Annotated in this window: 13 protein-coding genes; 6 read left to right on the forward strand and 7 right to left on the reverse strand. The window is 71.0% G+C overall.

Annotated elements, in window-relative coordinates; all coding sequences use genetic code 11:
- Positions 1-135: 135 nt before the first annotated feature.
- The 3 genes from GEV07_15620 to GEV07_15630 all read right to left on the reverse strand — a co-directional run bounded on the left by GEV07_15620 (position 136) and on the right by GEV07_15630 (position 3969).
- Positions 136-1134: an inorganic phosphate transporter gene (locus GEV07_15620; GenBank protein MQA04085.1), complete on the reverse strand. Its 999-nt coding sequence runs from the start codon at positions 1132-1134 to the stop codon at positions 136-138.
- A 53-nt stretch (positions 1135-1187) separates the two neighbouring features.
- The gene (locus GEV07_15625; protein MQA04086.1) at positions 1188-1805 is read right to left on the reverse strand and encodes a DUF47 family protein; all 618 of its coding nucleotides are present in this window, start codon (positions 1803-1805) and stop codon (positions 1188-1190) included.
- Between the two features lie 118 nt (positions 1806-1923).
- Positions 1924-3969 (reverse strand): acetoacetate--CoA ligase, encoded by a 2046-nt coding sequence (locus GEV07_15630; GenBank protein MQA04087.1) that lies wholly within the window; start codon positions 3967-3969, stop codon positions 1924-1926.
- Here GEV07_15630 and GEV07_15635 point away from each other — a divergent pair.
- A complete protein-coding gene (locus tag GEV07_15635; protein ID MQA04088.1) occupies positions 3968-5020 on the forward strand; it encodes a polyprenyl synthetase family protein in 1053 nt (350 codons plus the stop codon). The two genes, GEV07_15630 and GEV07_15635, sit on opposite strands and share 2 nt — an antisense overlap.
- Positions 5021-5026: 6 nt before the next feature.
- Here GEV07_15635 and GEV07_15640 read toward each other — a convergent pair whose 3' ends face one another.
- Positions 5027-5569: a gamma carbonic anhydrase family protein gene (locus GEV07_15640; protein ID MQA04089.1), complete on the reverse strand. Its 543-nt coding sequence runs from the start codon at positions 5567-5569 to the stop codon at positions 5027-5029.
- Between the two features lie 150 nt (positions 5570-5719).
- On the opposite strand from GEV07_15640, the gene GEV07_15645 reads away from it, so the two are divergent.
- The 5 genes from GEV07_15645 to GEV07_15665 all read left to right on the forward strand — a co-directional run bounded on the left by GEV07_15645 (position 5720) and on the right by GEV07_15665 (position 11805).
- Positions 5720-6544: a serine protease gene (locus GEV07_15645; protein ID MQA04090.1), complete on the forward strand. Its 825-nt coding sequence runs from the start codon at positions 5720-5722 to the stop codon at positions 6542-6544.
- Positions 6545-6607: 63 nt separating this feature from the next.
- Positions 6608-8488, forward strand: coding sequence for an AMP-binding protein (locus GEV07_15650; GenBank protein ID MQA04091.1), 1881 nt, complete (start codon positions 6608-6610; stop codon positions 8486-8488).
- 79 nt (positions 8489-8567) lie between these two features.
- Positions 8568-9515: a MerR family transcriptional regulator gene (locus GEV07_15655; GenBank protein ID MQA04092.1), complete on the forward strand. Its 948-nt coding sequence runs from the start codon at positions 8568-8570 to the stop codon at positions 9513-9515.
- 227 nt (positions 9516-9742) lie between these two features.
- The gene (locus GEV07_15660; protein ID MQA04093.1) at positions 9743-10285 is read left to right on the forward strand and encodes a hypothetical protein; all 543 of its coding nucleotides are present in this window, start codon (positions 9743-9745) and stop codon (positions 10283-10285) included.
- 173 nt (positions 10286-10458) lie between these two features.
- Positions 10459-11805 (forward strand): PepSY domain-containing protein, encoded by a 1347-nt coding sequence (locus tag GEV07_15665; GenBank protein MQA04094.1) that lies wholly within the window; start codon positions 10459-10461, stop codon positions 11803-11805.
- Here the strand turns inward: GEV07_15665 and GEV07_15670 are convergent.
- Genes GEV07_15670 through GEV07_15680 form a run of 3 tightly spaced genes read right to left on the reverse strand, consistent with a single transcriptional unit; the run spans position 11781 to position 14757 of the window.
- Entirely contained in the window at positions 11781-12449 is a 669-nt protein-coding gene (locus GEV07_15670) for a hypothetical protein (GenBank protein ID MQA04095.1), read from the reverse strand. The two genes, GEV07_15665 and GEV07_15670, sit on opposite strands and share 25 nt — an antisense overlap.
- A gap of 23 nt (positions 12450-12472) precedes the next feature.
- Entirely contained in the window at positions 12473-13222 is a 750-nt protein-coding gene (locus GEV07_15675) for a glucose 1-dehydrogenase (GenBank protein MQA04096.1), read from the reverse strand.
- The gene (locus tag GEV07_15680; GenBank protein ID MQA04097.1) at positions 13219-14757 is read right to left on the reverse strand and encodes a long-chain-fatty-acid--CoA ligase; all 1539 of its coding nucleotides are present in this window, start codon (positions 14755-14757) and stop codon (positions 13219-13221) included. The genes GEV07_15675 and GEV07_15680 overlap by 4 nt, the downstream gene beginning before the upstream one ends.
- Between the last annotated feature and the right edge of the window lie 9 nt (positions 14758-14766).

Here is a 14766-nt window from a genome sequence, read left to right on the forward strand (position 1 = left end):
ACCACGTGATCGTCGACCACCACATACAGTGCTGTCAGGAGGGTGTTCAGTTCTTTGGTCACACATCGATCTTGAACACCCTCCGCCCCACGTCTCCGCAGCCGCGCCGACCACACCCTTCAAGGAATCACTCATCTAGACGGGCAGCAGCGCCTTCGCGATCCAGTACACGACCGCGGCGACCAGTGCCGCGGCCGGGATGGTCAGCACCCAGGCCGTGATGATGTTGCCCGCCACGCCCCAACGCACAGCGGACAGCCGCTTCGTCGCACCGACACCCATGATCGCCGAGGTGATGGTGTGCGTCGTGGAGATCGGCGCCGCGAACACGAACGCGGTGGTGTAGAGCACCGACGACGCGGTCGCCTCGGCGGCGAAGCCGTGCGGCGGGTCGAGCTCGATCACCCGGCGGCCCAGCGTCCGCATGATCCGCCAGCCACCCGAGTAGGTGCCGAGCGAGATCACCAACGCGCTCGACACGGTCACCCACACCGGGACCTGGAAGCCCTCGTGGTAGCCGGTGGTCACCAGGGCGAGGACCATGATGCCCATCGTCTTCTGCGCGTCCTGCAGGCCGTGGCCGAGTGCCATGGCGGCCGCCGAGATCGACTGCGCGACCCGGAACCCGCGGTTCAGCTTCGCCGGCGGATAGTTGCGGAACAGCCACAGGATGGCGAGCATCACCAGATACCCGAGCAGCCCGCCGACGATCGGCGAGAGCACCATGGGGATGACGACCTTGTCGAGTACTCCGCCCCAGATCACGTCGCTGCTCCCGGCGATCGCGGCACCGACCATCCCGCCGATCAGAGCGTGTGACGACGACGACGGCAACCCGAAGTACCAGGTGATCAGGTTCCACACGATCGCCCCTGCGAGCGCCGCGAAGACGATGATCAGCCCCGCAGAGCCCTTCGGCGGGGCGATGATGCCCTCCCCCACCGTCGCCGCGACCTTCGTACCGAGGAAGGCACCGATGAGGTTCATGATCGCTGCCATCGCCAAGGCGACCCGCGGGGTGAGTGCCCGCGTCGACACCGCGGTCGCGATGGCGTTCGCGGCATCGTGGAAACCGTTGGTGTAGTTGAAGAAGAGAGCGACGGCCAGTACGGCGATGAGCCCGACTAACTCCATTACGTGCGCCCGTTCCCTCGCTCAACCGCCATCGACCGTTGCGCTGCCAACGGTCAGGACTCCTTGACCGCGATGGTCTCGACCGTGTTGGCGACGTGTTCGAAGGAGTCCATCGCCTGCTCGAGCTGGTCGACGATCTCCTTCAGCTTCATCACGGTCAGCGCGTCATAGGTGCCGCCGAAGAGGTGCGCGAGCAGTTTGCGGTAGATCTGATCGCCCTGGTTCTCCAACCGGTTGATCTCGATCCAGTACTCCTGGAGATCCCGCATCGCCTTCAGCCTGGGCATCGCCTCCGCCGTCAGCTCGGCCGCCCGCTCGAGCACCTCGACCTGCTTGATCATCTCCCGCGGCAGCTCGTCGAGCTGGTAGAGCACGACCAGGTCGGCGGCCGCCTCCATGTAGTCCATGACGTCGTCCATCTCGCTGGCCAACCGGTAGATGTCCTGCCGGTCGAACGGAGTGACGAACGTCTGGTTCATGCGCTGCATGACGCGGTGCACGCAGTCGTCCCCGGCGTGCTCGCACTCGCGCATCTTGTCCGCGATCGCGGCCCGGTCCGCGCCGTCGTTGAACAGTTCGACGAGCAGACGCGAACCCACCAAGTTGTTCTTCGCTGCCTCCGTAAACAGCTCGTAAAACGAATGATCTCGTGGCGTAAGGCGTATACGCACGTGTTAGCTCCTATGAACGCGGCGGTTACGCGTTGGGCATACTAGGGCAACCACGAGGTTACGCGTCCACTCCGCGGGGTTGGCCGCAGGGCCGTTTCCGCTGTGCGTAGCGATCCCCTCACTGGGTCACCGACTGCCCGAATCCCTCGAACTCGGCCAGTGCGTCCGGGTTGGCCAGCGCCCCCTTCGCGGCGGCGGTCTCGACCGGCGCGCCGGTGAGGATCCGCTTGACCGGCACCTCCAGCTTCTTCCCGGAGAGCGTGCGCGGCACGTCGCTGACCTGGTGCATCGCGTCCGGCACGTGCCGGGGCGACAGCGACGTACGCAGCTCACCAGCGATCCGTCGGCGCAGCTCGTCGCCCAACGACTTCCCCTCGCGCAGCACGAGAAACAGCAACAGCCGGCCGGACGGGTCGTCCGGATCGTCCAGATGCACGACCAGGCTGTCGGCGACCTCGGGCAGGCTCTCGACCACCGCGTAGAACTCCGATGTGCCAAGCCGCACACCGCCGCGGTTCAAGGTGGCGTCCGACCGGCCGGTGATCACGCATCTGCCGTGCTCGTCCACGGTGACCCAGTCGCCGTGGCGCCACACACCAGGGAACGTGTCGAAGTACGCCGCCCGGTAGCGCGAGCCGTCGTCGTCGCCCCAGAACCCGACCGGCATCGACGGCATGGGCGCAGTGAGCACCAGCTCACCCTCCCGCCCGATCACCGGCCGGCCCGCCTCGTCGTACGCCTCCACCTTGGCGGCGAGGCAGCGGCAGGGGATCTCGCCCTCCCGCACCGGCAGCAACGGCACCGAGCCCACGAACGCCGTACACACGTCCGTGCCGCCGGACGTAGAGTTCAGCAGCAGGCCGGGGCCCTCGGGGTCCGCGACGTTCTCGTACACCCAGCGGAAGCCCTCCACCGGCAGCGGTGCGCCGGTGGAGCCGACGCCGCGCAGGCGGGACAGGTCCGCGGTCGCGCGCGGCTGCAGGCCCTCCTTGCGGCAGGCCATCAGGTACGGCGCGCTGGTGCCGAAGAACGTCATCTCCGTCTCCTCGGCGAACCGCCAGAGCTCACCGAGATCCGGGTACCCGGGATTACCGTCGTACAGCAGGATCGTCGCGCCCACGAGCAGGCCGGAGACCAGGTAGTTCCACATCATCCAGCCGGTGGTGGAGAACCAGAAGAACCGGGAACCTGGACCGAGATCGTCGTGGAAGGCCAGCTTCTTCAGGTGCTCGACGAGGATGCCGCCGTGGCAGTGCACGATCGGCTTCGGCAGGCCGGTCGTGCCGGACGAGTACAGCACGTACAGCGGGTGGTCGAACGGCATCGGGTCGAACGCCAGCTCGCCCGGCTCGGCGAGCAGCTCCTGCCAGGTCAGCGCGTCGGGGACGTCCGGTTCAGCTGTCAGGTACGGCAGCACGACGGCGTGGGCGAGGCTCGGCAGCGCCGCCCGGATCTGGGCGAGCTCCGTGGTCCTGTCGATGTCCTTGGCGCCGTACCGGTAGCCGTCCACGGCGACGAGCACCTTCGGCTCGATCTGCTGCCACCGGTCGACCACGCTGCGCGTACCGAACTCCGGTGCGCACGAGGAGAACACCGCCCCGAGGCTCGCGCTCGCCAGGAACAGCACCACGGTCTCGGGGACGTTCGGCAGGTACGCGGCGACCCGGTCGCCACGGCCCACGCCGAGCCTGCGCAGGCCCGCACGCGCCCGTGCGACCTGGTCGCGCAGCTCGGCGAGCGTCAGCTCGACCGGCTCCCTGCTCTGCGACCGCGCGACCACGAGGACGTCGTCGGCACCGACCCCGGACGGCAGCAGCACGTGCTCGGCGTAGTTCAGCGTGGCGCCGGTGAACCAGGTGGCGCCCGGCATGGTCCGGTTGCCGAGGACCTCCGTGTAGGGCGTGTGCGACCGGATCTGGAAGTACTCCCAGATCGACGCCCAGAAGCCGTCCAGGTCGTCCACCGACCACTGCCACAGGTCCTGGTAGGTCGCGAAGTGCCGCCCCTTGGCCTCCTCCAGCCAGCGCAGGTACGCACCGATGCGGGTGGTCTCGCGCACGTTGGCAGGCGGTTCCCAGAGCACCCGCGGTTCGGCGGGGTCGTTCGTGGCGTCGTCGCTCACTGTGCTTCCAATCGTGTCGCAGGGGCGAACGTACGTCAGCATGCCCAATCCTCATCGCTGTGTCACCGGGACGTACGCTGCGATCGTGGTCACAGCTCCGCCTGCGGTAGACACCGCGCGCACGACGATCCAGCCCGCGCTGCGCGCCGCGGTCGAGCACCTGCCCGCCGGGCTGCAGCGGCTGGTCGGCTACCACTTCGGCTGGCTGGACCGCGACGGTAACCCGCACGACGGCGGGGTAGGCAAGGCGCTGCGGCCGACGCTGGCGCTGCTCGGGGCCCGTGCCGCCGGCTCCGCGGAGCGGGCGGCCGTACCGGCCGCTGTCGCCGTGGAGCTGGTGCACAACTCGTCGCTGCTGCACGACGACCTGATCGACGGTGACCGCACCAGGCACCACCGACCGACCGTCTGGGCTGAGTTCGGCGTACCCGCGGCCATCCTCGCCGGTGACGCGCTGCTCAACCTGGCGTACCACGTGGTGGGCGCGGAGCCGGCCGGCAGCTACGGCGCGAGCCGCTGGCTGTCCGAGGCGACCAACCGGATGCTCGCCGGGCAGGCGGCGGACGTGTCGTTCGAGCACCGCCTGGACGTGACCGTCGAGGAGTGCCTGCAGATGGCCGAGGACAAGACCGCAGCCCTGCTGTCCGGGGCTGCGGCGATCGGCTCGGCGTACGTCAGCGGGCCGGAGGAGGTCACGCACGCGCTGGCCGCGTACGGCCGGCACCTGGGCGTGGCGTTCCAGCTCGTCGACGACGTACTCGGCATCTGGGGCGCGGCCGAGAGCACGGGCAAGCCCGTGCTCGCCGACCTGCGGGTGCGGAAGAAGTCGCTGCCCGTGGTCTACGCGCTGCGCGCGGGCGAGCCGGCGTCGACGGAGCTGGCCGAGCTGTACGCAGCCACCGACCTGGCCGAGACCGACCTGCAGCGCTGCGCCGACCTGGTGGCCGCCGCCGGCGGCCGCGACTGGGCAGAACAGCAGGCGGCGGCCGCCCTGGCGCGCGCCCTCGGCGCCGTCCGCGACGTCCCGCTGGCCGCCGGCACCCGCGAGGAGCTCGACCAGGTGGCGGCGTACGTCACCGCCCGGAACCGCTGACCGGCGTCAGTCCCACTCGGCGTTGCGGTGCACCTCGGTGCGGCCCAGGTACGACGCCCAGGTGTGCTCGAGCATCCCCTGCTCGACGCCCTTCAGCGGGCGCAGCACCTTCGCCGGCACGCCGGCGACCAGCATGCCCGGCGCCACGACGGTGCCCGGCCGCACCACGGCGCCCGCCGCGACCAGCGAACCGGCACCGATGTCCGCGCCGCCGAGTACCACCGCGCCCATGCCGATCAGCGAACCGGCCCCGATCCGCGCACCGTGCACGATCGCCCGGTGCCCGACGGAGGCCCGCTCCTCGAGCACCGCGGGCTCGCCCGGGTCGGAGTGCAGGCAGGAGAGGTCCTGGATGTTGACCTCCTCGCCCACCACGACGTCCTCGTCGTCGGCTCGGAGCACGCAGCCGTACCAGATGCTGGACCTGGCACCGATGCGCACCCGCCCGACGAGCACGGCACCAGGCGCGACCCACGCTTCTTCATGTACCTGCGGTCGGTGCGGTCCGAGGACCCCGATCCGCGCGTTCGGCTGGTCAGCGACGCTCATGGCAGGACCCTAGATGATCAGCACGCTCGACGCCGCTCGCTGCAGCGGGCCCGGCGCGCTGACCACGGCCTGGTGTGGTTGATGTCACCTCGGGCCGGACCGAGGGTATCGCCGCGGAGGCACGTATCGTGCTCCACTCCGGGAGGGCAGATGCGATCGTTCACCGCAGGCAGGGTGCTGGCCGCGGCGGCCGTGGCGGCCGTCGCCGCGACGGTGCCCGCGGCCGGGCCGGCCACGGCGGGCGCCGACGGGGAATTCGGTGCCATCGTCGAGCTGAGCAGCTGCTCGGGCGCGGTGGTGCAGCTGCCGGATGCCACCGCGTCCGACCAGGCGCTCGTGCTGACCAACGGCCACTGTCTGCCGACGCTGCCCGAGCCCGGTGAGGTGGTCAGCAACCGGGCGTCCGAGCGTACCTTCACGCTGCTCGATCCCGCCGGCGAGGAACTGGGCGAGCTGACCGCAGATCGCCTGGTCTACGCGACGATGACCGACACCGACGCCGCGGTGTACCGGCTGCGCGAGACGTACGCCGACCTCCGCGCGGACTACGACACCGACGCGCTCCCCCTCGCCGAGACGCGGCCGAAGGCCGGCACCGAGATCGACGTCGTCTCCGGCTACTGGCGCCGGGTGTACTCCTGCGCCATCGACGGCTTCGTGCCCGAGCTGCGCGAGGACGGGTACACGTCGCGGGACGCCATCAGGTACACGGCCGGCTGCGACACCGTGGGCGGCAGCTCCGGGTCACCGATCGTCGGCCCCGAGGGCGAGGTCGTCGGCGTGAACAACACGGCGTACGAGGACTCAGGCGACGACTGCAGCCTGGACAACCCGTGCGAGGTCGACCGCGGCGGCCGCGTCACGGTCGTCCAGGACGCGCACTACGGGCAGCAGACGTACCACCTGGCCGGGTGCATCTCCACCCGCGGCGTCGCCACCCCGCACCGCAGCAGCTGCCAGCTGCCGTCGGCCTGACCGTTTCGCGCACGGCGTTCTCGCAGTACGGTCCTCGAAGACGGCATGCCGAGGGAGGACGACATGAGCACGTACGCCGAGGCACACGCACGCAGCATCTCGGACGAGGACGGCTTCTGGTTGGCCGCGGCGGCCGACATCGACTGGTACCGACCGCCAAGCCGTGCGCTCGACGACAGCAACCCGCCGTTCTACCGCTGGTTCCCCGACGGCGTGCTGAACACCTGCCACAACGCGCTCGACCGGCACGTCGACGGCGGCCGCGCCGACCAGCCGGCACTGCGCTACGACAGCCCGGTCACCGGCACCGCGCGCTCGTACACCTACCGGGAGCTGCGCGACGAGGTCGCGAAGTTCGCCGGTGCGCTCCACGGGCTCGGCGTGGCCAAGGGCGACCGGGTGGTCATCTACATGCCGATGGTGTCCGAGGCGGTCGTCGCCATGCTCGCCTGCGCCCGCATCGGCGCGGTGCACTCCGTGGTGTTCGGCGGGTTCGCACCGGCCGAGCTGGCGGCCCGCATCGAGGATGCCGCCCCGACGGTGATCGTGTCCGCGTCGTGCGGCGTCGAGCCGGCCCGGGTGGTCGAGTACGGGCCGCTACTCGCCCGCGCGCTCGAGCTCTCCAGCCACCAGCCACGGCACTGCGTCGTGCTGCAGCGCGAGCAGGCGACCACCGAGCTGCACCCACCACGCGATCACGACTGGCACGAGCTGATGGCTACGGCCACCCCGGTCGACTGCGTGCCCGTCGCGTCGAACGACCCGCTGTACGTGCTCTACACGTCGGGCACGACGGGGAAGCCGAAGGGCATCGTGCGCGACAACGGCGGCCACGCGGTCGCGCTGAAGTGGAGCATGTACAACATCTACGGCCTCGCCTCCGGCGAGGTGATGTTCACCGGCTCCGACATCGGCTGGGTGGTCGGGCACTCGTACATCGTGTACGCGCCGCTGCTGCACGGCTGCACAACCGTGCTGTACGAGGGCAAGCCGGTCGGCACCCCGGACGCCGGCGCGTACTGGCGGCTCGTGCAGCACTACGGCGTGCACGTGGTGTTCACCGCCCCGACGGCGTTCCGCGCAATCAAGAAGGAGGACCCAAAGGGCGCGCTGCTGCAGGACTACGACGTCTCCTCGCTGCGCTACCTGTTCCTCGCCGGCGAGCGGCTCGACCCGGAGACGTACCACTGGGCGGCCGAGCTGCTCGGCATCCCGGTACTGGACCACTGGTGGCAGACGGAGACCGGCTGGCCGATCGCCGCGAACCTGCGTGGCCTCGACCCGATGCCGCCGAAGCCCGGCTCGCCGAGCGTGCCCGTACCCGGCTACGACGTGCGCGTGCTGCAACCGGACGGCAGCGAGGCGCCGGCGGGCGAGGACGGCGACATCGTGATCCGGTTGCCGCTGCCGCCCGGGTGCCTGCCCACCCTGTGGGGCGCGGACGACAGGTACCAGCAGTCGTACCTGTCGCGGCATCCCGGCTACTACCTCACCGGCGACGGCGGGCACCTGGACGAGGACGGCTACCTGTTCGTGATGGGCCGCACCGACGACGTCATCAACGTCGCCGGGCACCGGCTGTCGACGGGCACCATGGAGGAAACCATCGCCTCGCACCCCGCCGTCGCCGAATGCTGTGTGATCGGCGTGCACGACGAGCTCAAGGGCCAAGTGCCGCGCGCGTTCGTCGTGCTGAAAGCCGGGGTCGAGGTGGACGGCGAGCAGCTGCAGGCCGAGCTCGTACAGCAGGTACGCGACCAGGTCGGCGGCATCGCGTCGATGCGGCGGGTGGACGTCGTACGGGCGCTGCCGAAGACCCGGTCGGGGAAGATCCTGCGCAAGACGCTGCGCGGCATCGCCGACGGGCGCGAGGAGCCGGTGCCGTCCACCATCGAGGACGCCGGCGTGCTCGACGACCTCCGCCCGGTGCTGCGCTCCGGCTGACCGACCTGCGCGCCGACTGGCACCCGATCCACAATTGAGGGTTGAGTCTCCAGCGACTGGAGGGTGCACGGTGGAAGACATGGACGGCAGCGCTGCGCTCACGGAGGACGAGCGACTGTTCCCCATCGGGGAGCTTGCTCGGCGTACCGGCCTGACGGTGAAGACCGTCAGGTTCTGGTCCGACGAGGGCCTGGTGCCGCCGGCCGACCGTACACCCGCCGGCTACCGGATGTACGGGCAAGACGCCCTTGCCCGGCTCGCGCTCGTCCGTACGTTGCGCGACCTCGGCGTCGACCTGCGCACCGCCCAACGGGTGTTGGCGCGTGAGGTCACCGTCTCCGAGGTCGCCGCGGCGCACGCGGACGCGCTCGACGCGCACATCAAGACACTGCGCCTGCATCACACGGTGCTGCGTGCGGTGGCCGACCGCGGGGCCACACCCGAGGAGATGGAGATCATGAACAAGTTGGCCCAGATGTCAGGAGAGGAGCGGCGGCGGCTCGTCACGGACTTCCTCGACGACGTCTTCGCCGAGGTGCCCGGGGGCACCGTGGAACAGATGTACCGGCAGGCGCTACCCGACCTGCCGGACGAGCCGAGCCAGCAGCAGGTCGAGGCCTGGGTCGAGCTCGCCGAGCTCATCCAGGACCCGGACTTCAAGGCCCGGGCCAGGGAGATGAGCGTCAAGGGCGTCGAGCAGGGCGAGCAGCCGACCGAGGAGGTGCAGCGGGCGGCGCAGCTGGTCGCCGAGTTGGCGAACCAGGCGCTGGCCGACGGCATCGACCCGGCGTCGGAGCAGGCCCGTCCGATCGTCGACGAGCTGGCCGCCGCCCACGCCCGTACCGGCGACGACCCGTCGGCGCCGGCGTTCCGTACGGAGCTCGCCGACCAGCTGGCTACCTTCACCGACCGCAGGGTGGAGCGCTACTGGGAGCTGATCGGCACCATCAACGGCTGGAGCAGCTCGATCCCGAGCATGATCGCACCGTACGAGTGGTTCATCGCCGGCCTCCGCGCCACCGCCTAGCCCGAGTGGGCAGACCGCGGCCCGACACCGGGGGGTGTCGGGCCGCGGCGTCCGCACCCCATGACCCCGCGGGCCGCACCAGGCACCACACCGCAACCGGGCGGGCGCCGGGCCCACCCGGGCCGCATACCGGGCACCCACAGGGGCAGGTTGGCACCCAGACCGCGGCGCTCACGCCCACCCGGGCCGCGGCCGGGCTCCGGGCAGGCGGGGCCTATGCTCGCCCGGTGGTCGACGACCGTGACCGGGCGGGGCTTGCGCTGTGTTCAGGCACAGGGCGGGCGGTGCGGGCTGTCGCGGTGTCGGGTATCGCCACGCTGTTGGCGGTCGGGTGCCATGTGGCCGCCGGGGGCACGCCGCCGCCGGGTGGGATCGTTGCCGTCGTCCTCGCGGTCGCCGCGCCGCTGTGTTTCTGGCTCAGCGACCGCGCCTGGTCGACCGTCCAGCTGGCCGCTACGTTCTTCGCCGTCCAGGCCGCGCTGCACGTCGTCAGCCTGGTGACGGCCAGCGACTCCGTCGCACACACCTCCAGCGCCCGGATGCTGACCGCGCACCTGGTCGGCACGGCTCTCACCACCGCCTTCGCACGGTACGGCGAGCTGTGCCTGTGGGCGACCGTCGACGCGCTAGGGCTGCGGGCACTTCGGATGCCGACCGTGCCGAGCCTGCCGGCCTGGCACGCACCGTGGCAGCCGGCCGACCCGGTCGACGCGACGTGCTCCGACCAGTGCGCCGTCGCGGTCGCGCCGGCACGCGGGCCACCGCGGTAGCGAGCACCGAGTCACGTCGACCGCACGTGCGGTCGACGTAGCTCTCGGGCTGCCAACTCCGGGCTGGTCTTCGTCACCTTCCAGGCGGACGTGGACCGGCAGCTCCCGCCTGGGTGCCGACCCGGCGGCTACCTCGACGCTCCGCTCCTCGACTGTACGAACAGGACACCCATATGCGCGACACCCCGAGCGCAGCGGCCGCGTTCCGGCCGCTGCTGATGCGACTGCACTTCTACGCCGGCATCTTCGTCGGCCCGTTCGTCCTCGTCGCCGCGATCAGCGGCATGCTCTACGCCCTCACCCCGCAGCTGGAGCAGGTCGTGTACGACGACCAGCTCCACACCGAGAGCCGCGGCACCCCGTTGCCGCTGGCGCAGCAGCTCGTCTCCGCGCGCGCCGTCGAGCCGACCGCGCAGCTGACCGCCATCAGACCGGCCGCGGCCGCCGGCGAGACCACGCGCGTGCTCTTCGGCGGCCGGTCCCCGTTCGGTGACCACCGCACGGTCTTCGTCGACCCGGTCACCGGCGAGGTGCGCGGCCAGCTGACGACGTACGGCAGCAGCGGCGCCCTGCCGGTACGGGCCGTGGTGGACAAGCTGCACCGCGAGCTCTGGCTCGGCGAACCCGGCCGCGTCTACAGCGAGCTCGCCGCGTCCTGGCTGTGGGTGCTCACCCTCGGCGGGCTGGCGTTGTGGTGGACCGCCCGCCGCGGTCGGCGGCGCACGGCCGCGAGCCCACGTCGCCGCGCGCGGTCGTGGCACGTCACCGTCGGGCTGTGCGCCGCGCTCGGCATGCTGATGCTGTCGGCGACCGGGCTGACCTGGTCGCGGTTCGCCGGCGAGCACGTCACCACGGTCCGCGAGGCCTTCGACTGGGCGACCCCCTCGGTCGCCGCGACGGGCGGGCACCCCAGCCACGGCATGACCACCTCCGACCGCGCCGGCGTCGGGCCCGACCAGGCCGCCAGGGCGGCGGCCGCAGCGGGGATGTCGGCGCCGTACGAGGTGCGGCCGCCGTCACACACCGACGGCTACGTCGTGCAGCAGGTGCAGACGAGCTGGCCGGCACGCGCGGATGCGATGGAGGTCGACCCGCGGACCGGCGCGGTCACCGAGCGGATCGCGTTCGACGACTGGCCGCTCGCCGCGAAGCTCGCCAGGTGGGGGATCCAGCTGCACATGGGGCTGCTCTTCGGCGGGTGGAACCAGGCCGGGCTGGTGCTGCTCGCGCTCGCGATCGTCGGCATGGTCTGCCTCGGGTACCGGATGTGGTGGCTGCGGCGGCCCACCCGCGGCCACCACCTCAAGCTGGCCCGGCCACCCGGCCGGGTGCGCTGGCAGCAGCTGCCGAGGCTACCGCTGGCGCTCCTGCTGGCCGTGGCGTGCGGCGTCGGCTGGTTCCTGCCCCTGCTGGGGCTGAGCCTGCTCGCCTTCCTGCTGGTCGACGTCGCGCTTGGCCTGCGCACGCCCGCGGCGCGGCCCCGTACGGGTGAGCGTCAGCTGAGCAGGTCGGGCCGGTAGGCGCGGATCCAGGCACCGATCCGGCCCTGCGGCCAGTTGGGGTCGTACTGCGCGAGCAGGATCGCGTTCAGCGGCTGGCCGCTGGCCGGGTCGACCTGACGGCCCCGGTTGTTCTGCGCCACCTGGGTACGCAACATCGCCGGTGCGCCGGGCTTCAGCGTCATGGCGCCCGCGCCGATCAGCCCGTCCTGCGGCCGGGCAGCGGTGGCGGCGTTGATGGCCTGCCCGGCGACGGCGGTTGCCGGCGAGAACGCCACCGGCGGCTTCACCACCGCCATCAGGTCGGCCGCCCCGATCGCCCGCACTGCGTGCCACGGCATCTCTATGCGCAGGTGCCGCTCGTCGAGCACGGCGCCCCACGGCGACAGCTGCAGCGTCGCGGTGCGCCAGGTGCCGTCGAACTGCCGCTTCTTCAGCCAGACGGTCAGCGCGCAGCACGCGGCCGCCCCCAGGACGGCGATCACCCAGATCAGCACCCCGCGGACGAAGTACCACGAGACGAACGCGAGCACCGCCACGACGAACAGGAACATGAACACGAGCAGCGGGATCATCCGTTTGATGAACTTGCCGAACGCCACCCGGTTGGCGAACGTCTCGACTCCCTCGAATCCGGGCAGGGGCTGCGGTTGTTGGTACATCACGCCGGCACGCTACCGCAGGCCGGTCACCGGGCCGTCCAGCCGCCGTCGACGTAGAGCGTGGTGCCCGTGACGTACCGCGACGCGTCGCTCGCGAGGAACACCACGGCACCGTCGAGGTCGCTGCCTTCGCCGATCCTGCCCTGCGGAATCGCGCCGACGATGGTGTCGCGCCACCTGCTGGCCATCAGCCCGGCGGAGAGATCGGTGGCGAAGTAGCCGGGGGCGAGTGCGTTCACCCGCACCCCGCGGTCCGCCCACTCCACCGCGAGCACCCTGGTCAGCGCCTCCACCCCGCCCTTGCTTGCCGCGTACGCAGCGATCCGCTCGAAGCCGCTGACGCCGTGCACCGAGCTGACGTTGACGATGCTCCCGCCGCCCTGGGCGAGCAGCTGGTTGCCTACGGCACGGCAGCAGTAGAACGCACCGTCCAGGTTGACCCGCAGCACGTCGGCCCACTCCTCGTCGGTGACGCGCTCGCTGCGCTTGAAGAGCGGGCTGATCCCGGCGCAGTTGACCAACACGTCCAGCCGCCCGTACGCGTCGACGATCCGTTCCACGCAGCCGTCGACGACCTGCGGGTCCGCCACCGAGCCAGGCAGCACGAGCGCCCGCGGCCCGATCTCGCCGGCCAGCGACTCGAGGTCGGCGGCGGTACGCGACGTCACCGTGACGGTGGCGCCGGCACGGGCCAGCGCGAGCGACATCGCCCGGCCGAGCCCCTTGCCAGCGCCGGTCACCCAGGCGACCCTTCCGCTGAGGTCGAACTCGCTCATGAGGCCGTGGTCTCCGGCACTGCGGCGCGCAGGTCGCGCTTGAGCACCTTCCCGCTCGGCGTCCGCGGCAGGGCGGCCACGAACTCGAACTCGGCGGGCACCTTGAACTTCGCCAGCCGCGCCAGGCAGAACTCCCGCAGGGCCGCGGAGTCCACCGCGGCGTCCGCGCGCAGCACGACGTACGCCTTCGGCACCTCACCCCACCGCGGGTGCGGCATGCCGACGACCGCCGCCTCCACGACACCGTCGTGTTCGTAGAGCACCCGTTCCACCTCCGGTGTCGCGATGTTCTCTCCGCCGGAGACGATCATGTCCTTCTTCCTGTCCTCGACGTAGAGGTAGCCGTCCTCGTCCAGCCGCCCCACGTCGCCGGTGTGGAACCAGCCGTCGCGGAACGCGGCCGCCGTCGCGGCCTCGTCGCGCCAGTAGCCGGGGCTGACCTTCGGGCCGCGCAGAGCGATCTCGCCGAGCTGGCCCTGCGGCACCGGTGCGCCGGTCTCGTCGACGATGCGGACCTCCAGGTGGATCACCGGGCGCCCGACAGAGCCGACCTTGGCGAGCACGTGCTCGGTGTCGTTGAAGGTGTCCCCTGACACCGTCTCGGTGAGTCCGTACGCGTCGGAGAACCAGGCGTTCGGGAACGCGCGCAGGATCTTCTCCACCAACGGTTCCGGCATCTTCTCGCCGCCACCGATGATGAACCGCAGCGACGAGGTGTCGCGTTCGAGGATATCTGGCAGCTGTAGGACGGCGTTCATCATGGCGGGGGCGAGCCAGACGTTCGTCGGCCGTTCCTGCTCGACGAGTTGCACGGCCGCTGCCGCCTCGAACCTCTCCATCACCACCAGACTGCCGCCGACGTGCAGCGTGCCGAGGCCCGGCAGGTCGAGCCCGCCCACGTGGTACAGCGGGCCGCACACCAAGGTGACGTCGGCGGCGGTGATACCGAACTCGGCGATGTGCCCGAGCTGCTTCCACACCACGTTGCCGTGCGTGATGCAGACGCCCTTCGGCCTGGACGTGGTACCCGACGTGTACATCAGCCGTTGCAGGTCGTGCTCCCCGACGTCCGCCACCGGGACGTCGGCGTCCTGGTGGTCGGCCACCAGCTGTTCGTACCCCAGCCAGGGCGCACGGTCGGGGCGGCCGAGCAGGATCTGGTGGCGCAGGCCAGGCAGGTCGGCCGCGATCGCCTCGATGTCGTCGGCGAACTGCTCCTCGGTGACGATCGCGGCGGCCCGTGCGTGCCCGAGGATGTACTGCCACTCCGCCGGCGCGAGGCGGTAGTTCAACGGCAGGAACGCCGCACCGAGCCGGTTGACGGCGAAGACCACCTCGAGGAACTCGGTGTGGTTGTACATCAGCAGTGCCACCACGTCGCCGCGGCCGACGCCGCGGTCACGTAGTCCGGCGGCGAACGCACGGACCCGCGCGTGCAGCTCGCGGTTCGTGATCGACCGGTCGCCTTGCTTGATCACGACCTTGTCCGGGTAGCGCGCCAGGTTGTGGTCGAGCACCGATGCGAAGTTGTACACGAGGTTCCC

The organism is Streptosporangiales bacterium (genome assembly GCA_009379825.1).
Lineage (GTDB): Bacteria > Actinomycetota > Actinomycetes > Streptosporangiales > WHST01 > WHST01.

Excerpts from the sequence above, each read along its gene's own strand:
- GEV07_15635 (MQA04088.1), top strand. The coding sequence starts at position 3,968 with ATGCCCAATCCTCATCGCTGTGTCACCGGGACGTACGCTGCGATCGTG.
- GEV07_15640 (MQA04089.1), bottom strand. The coding sequence starts at position 5,569 with ATGAGCGTCGCTGACCAGCCGAACGCGCGGATCGGGGTCCTCGGACCG.
- GEV07_15665 (MQA04094.1), top strand. The coding sequence starts at position 10,459 with ATGCGCGACACCCCGAGCGCAGCGGCCGCGTTCCGGCCGCTGCTGATG.
- GEV07_15650 (MQA04091.1), top strand. The coding sequence starts at position 6,608 with ATGAGCACGTACGCCGAGGCACACGCACGCAGCATCTCGGACGAGGAC.
- GEV07_15630 (MQA04087.1), bottom strand. The coding sequence starts at position 3,969 with ATGCTGACGTACGTTCGCCCCTGCGACACGATTGGAAGCACAGTGAGC.
- GEV07_15655 (MQA04092.1), top strand. The coding sequence starts at position 8,568 with ATGGACGGCAGCGCTGCGCTCACGGAGGACGAGCGACTGTTCCCCATC.
- GEV07_15675 (MQA04096.1), bottom strand. The coding sequence starts at position 13,222 with ATGAGCGAGTTCGACCTCAGCGGAAGGGTCGCCTGGGTGACCGGCGCT.
- GEV07_15620 (MQA04085.1), bottom strand. The coding sequence starts at position 1,134 with ATGGAGTTAGTCGGGCTCATCGCCGTACTGGCCGTCGCTCTCTTCTTC.
- GEV07_15645 (MQA04090.1), top strand. The coding sequence starts at position 5,720 with ATGCGATCGTTCACCGCAGGCAGGGTGCTGGCCGCGGCGGCCGTGGCG.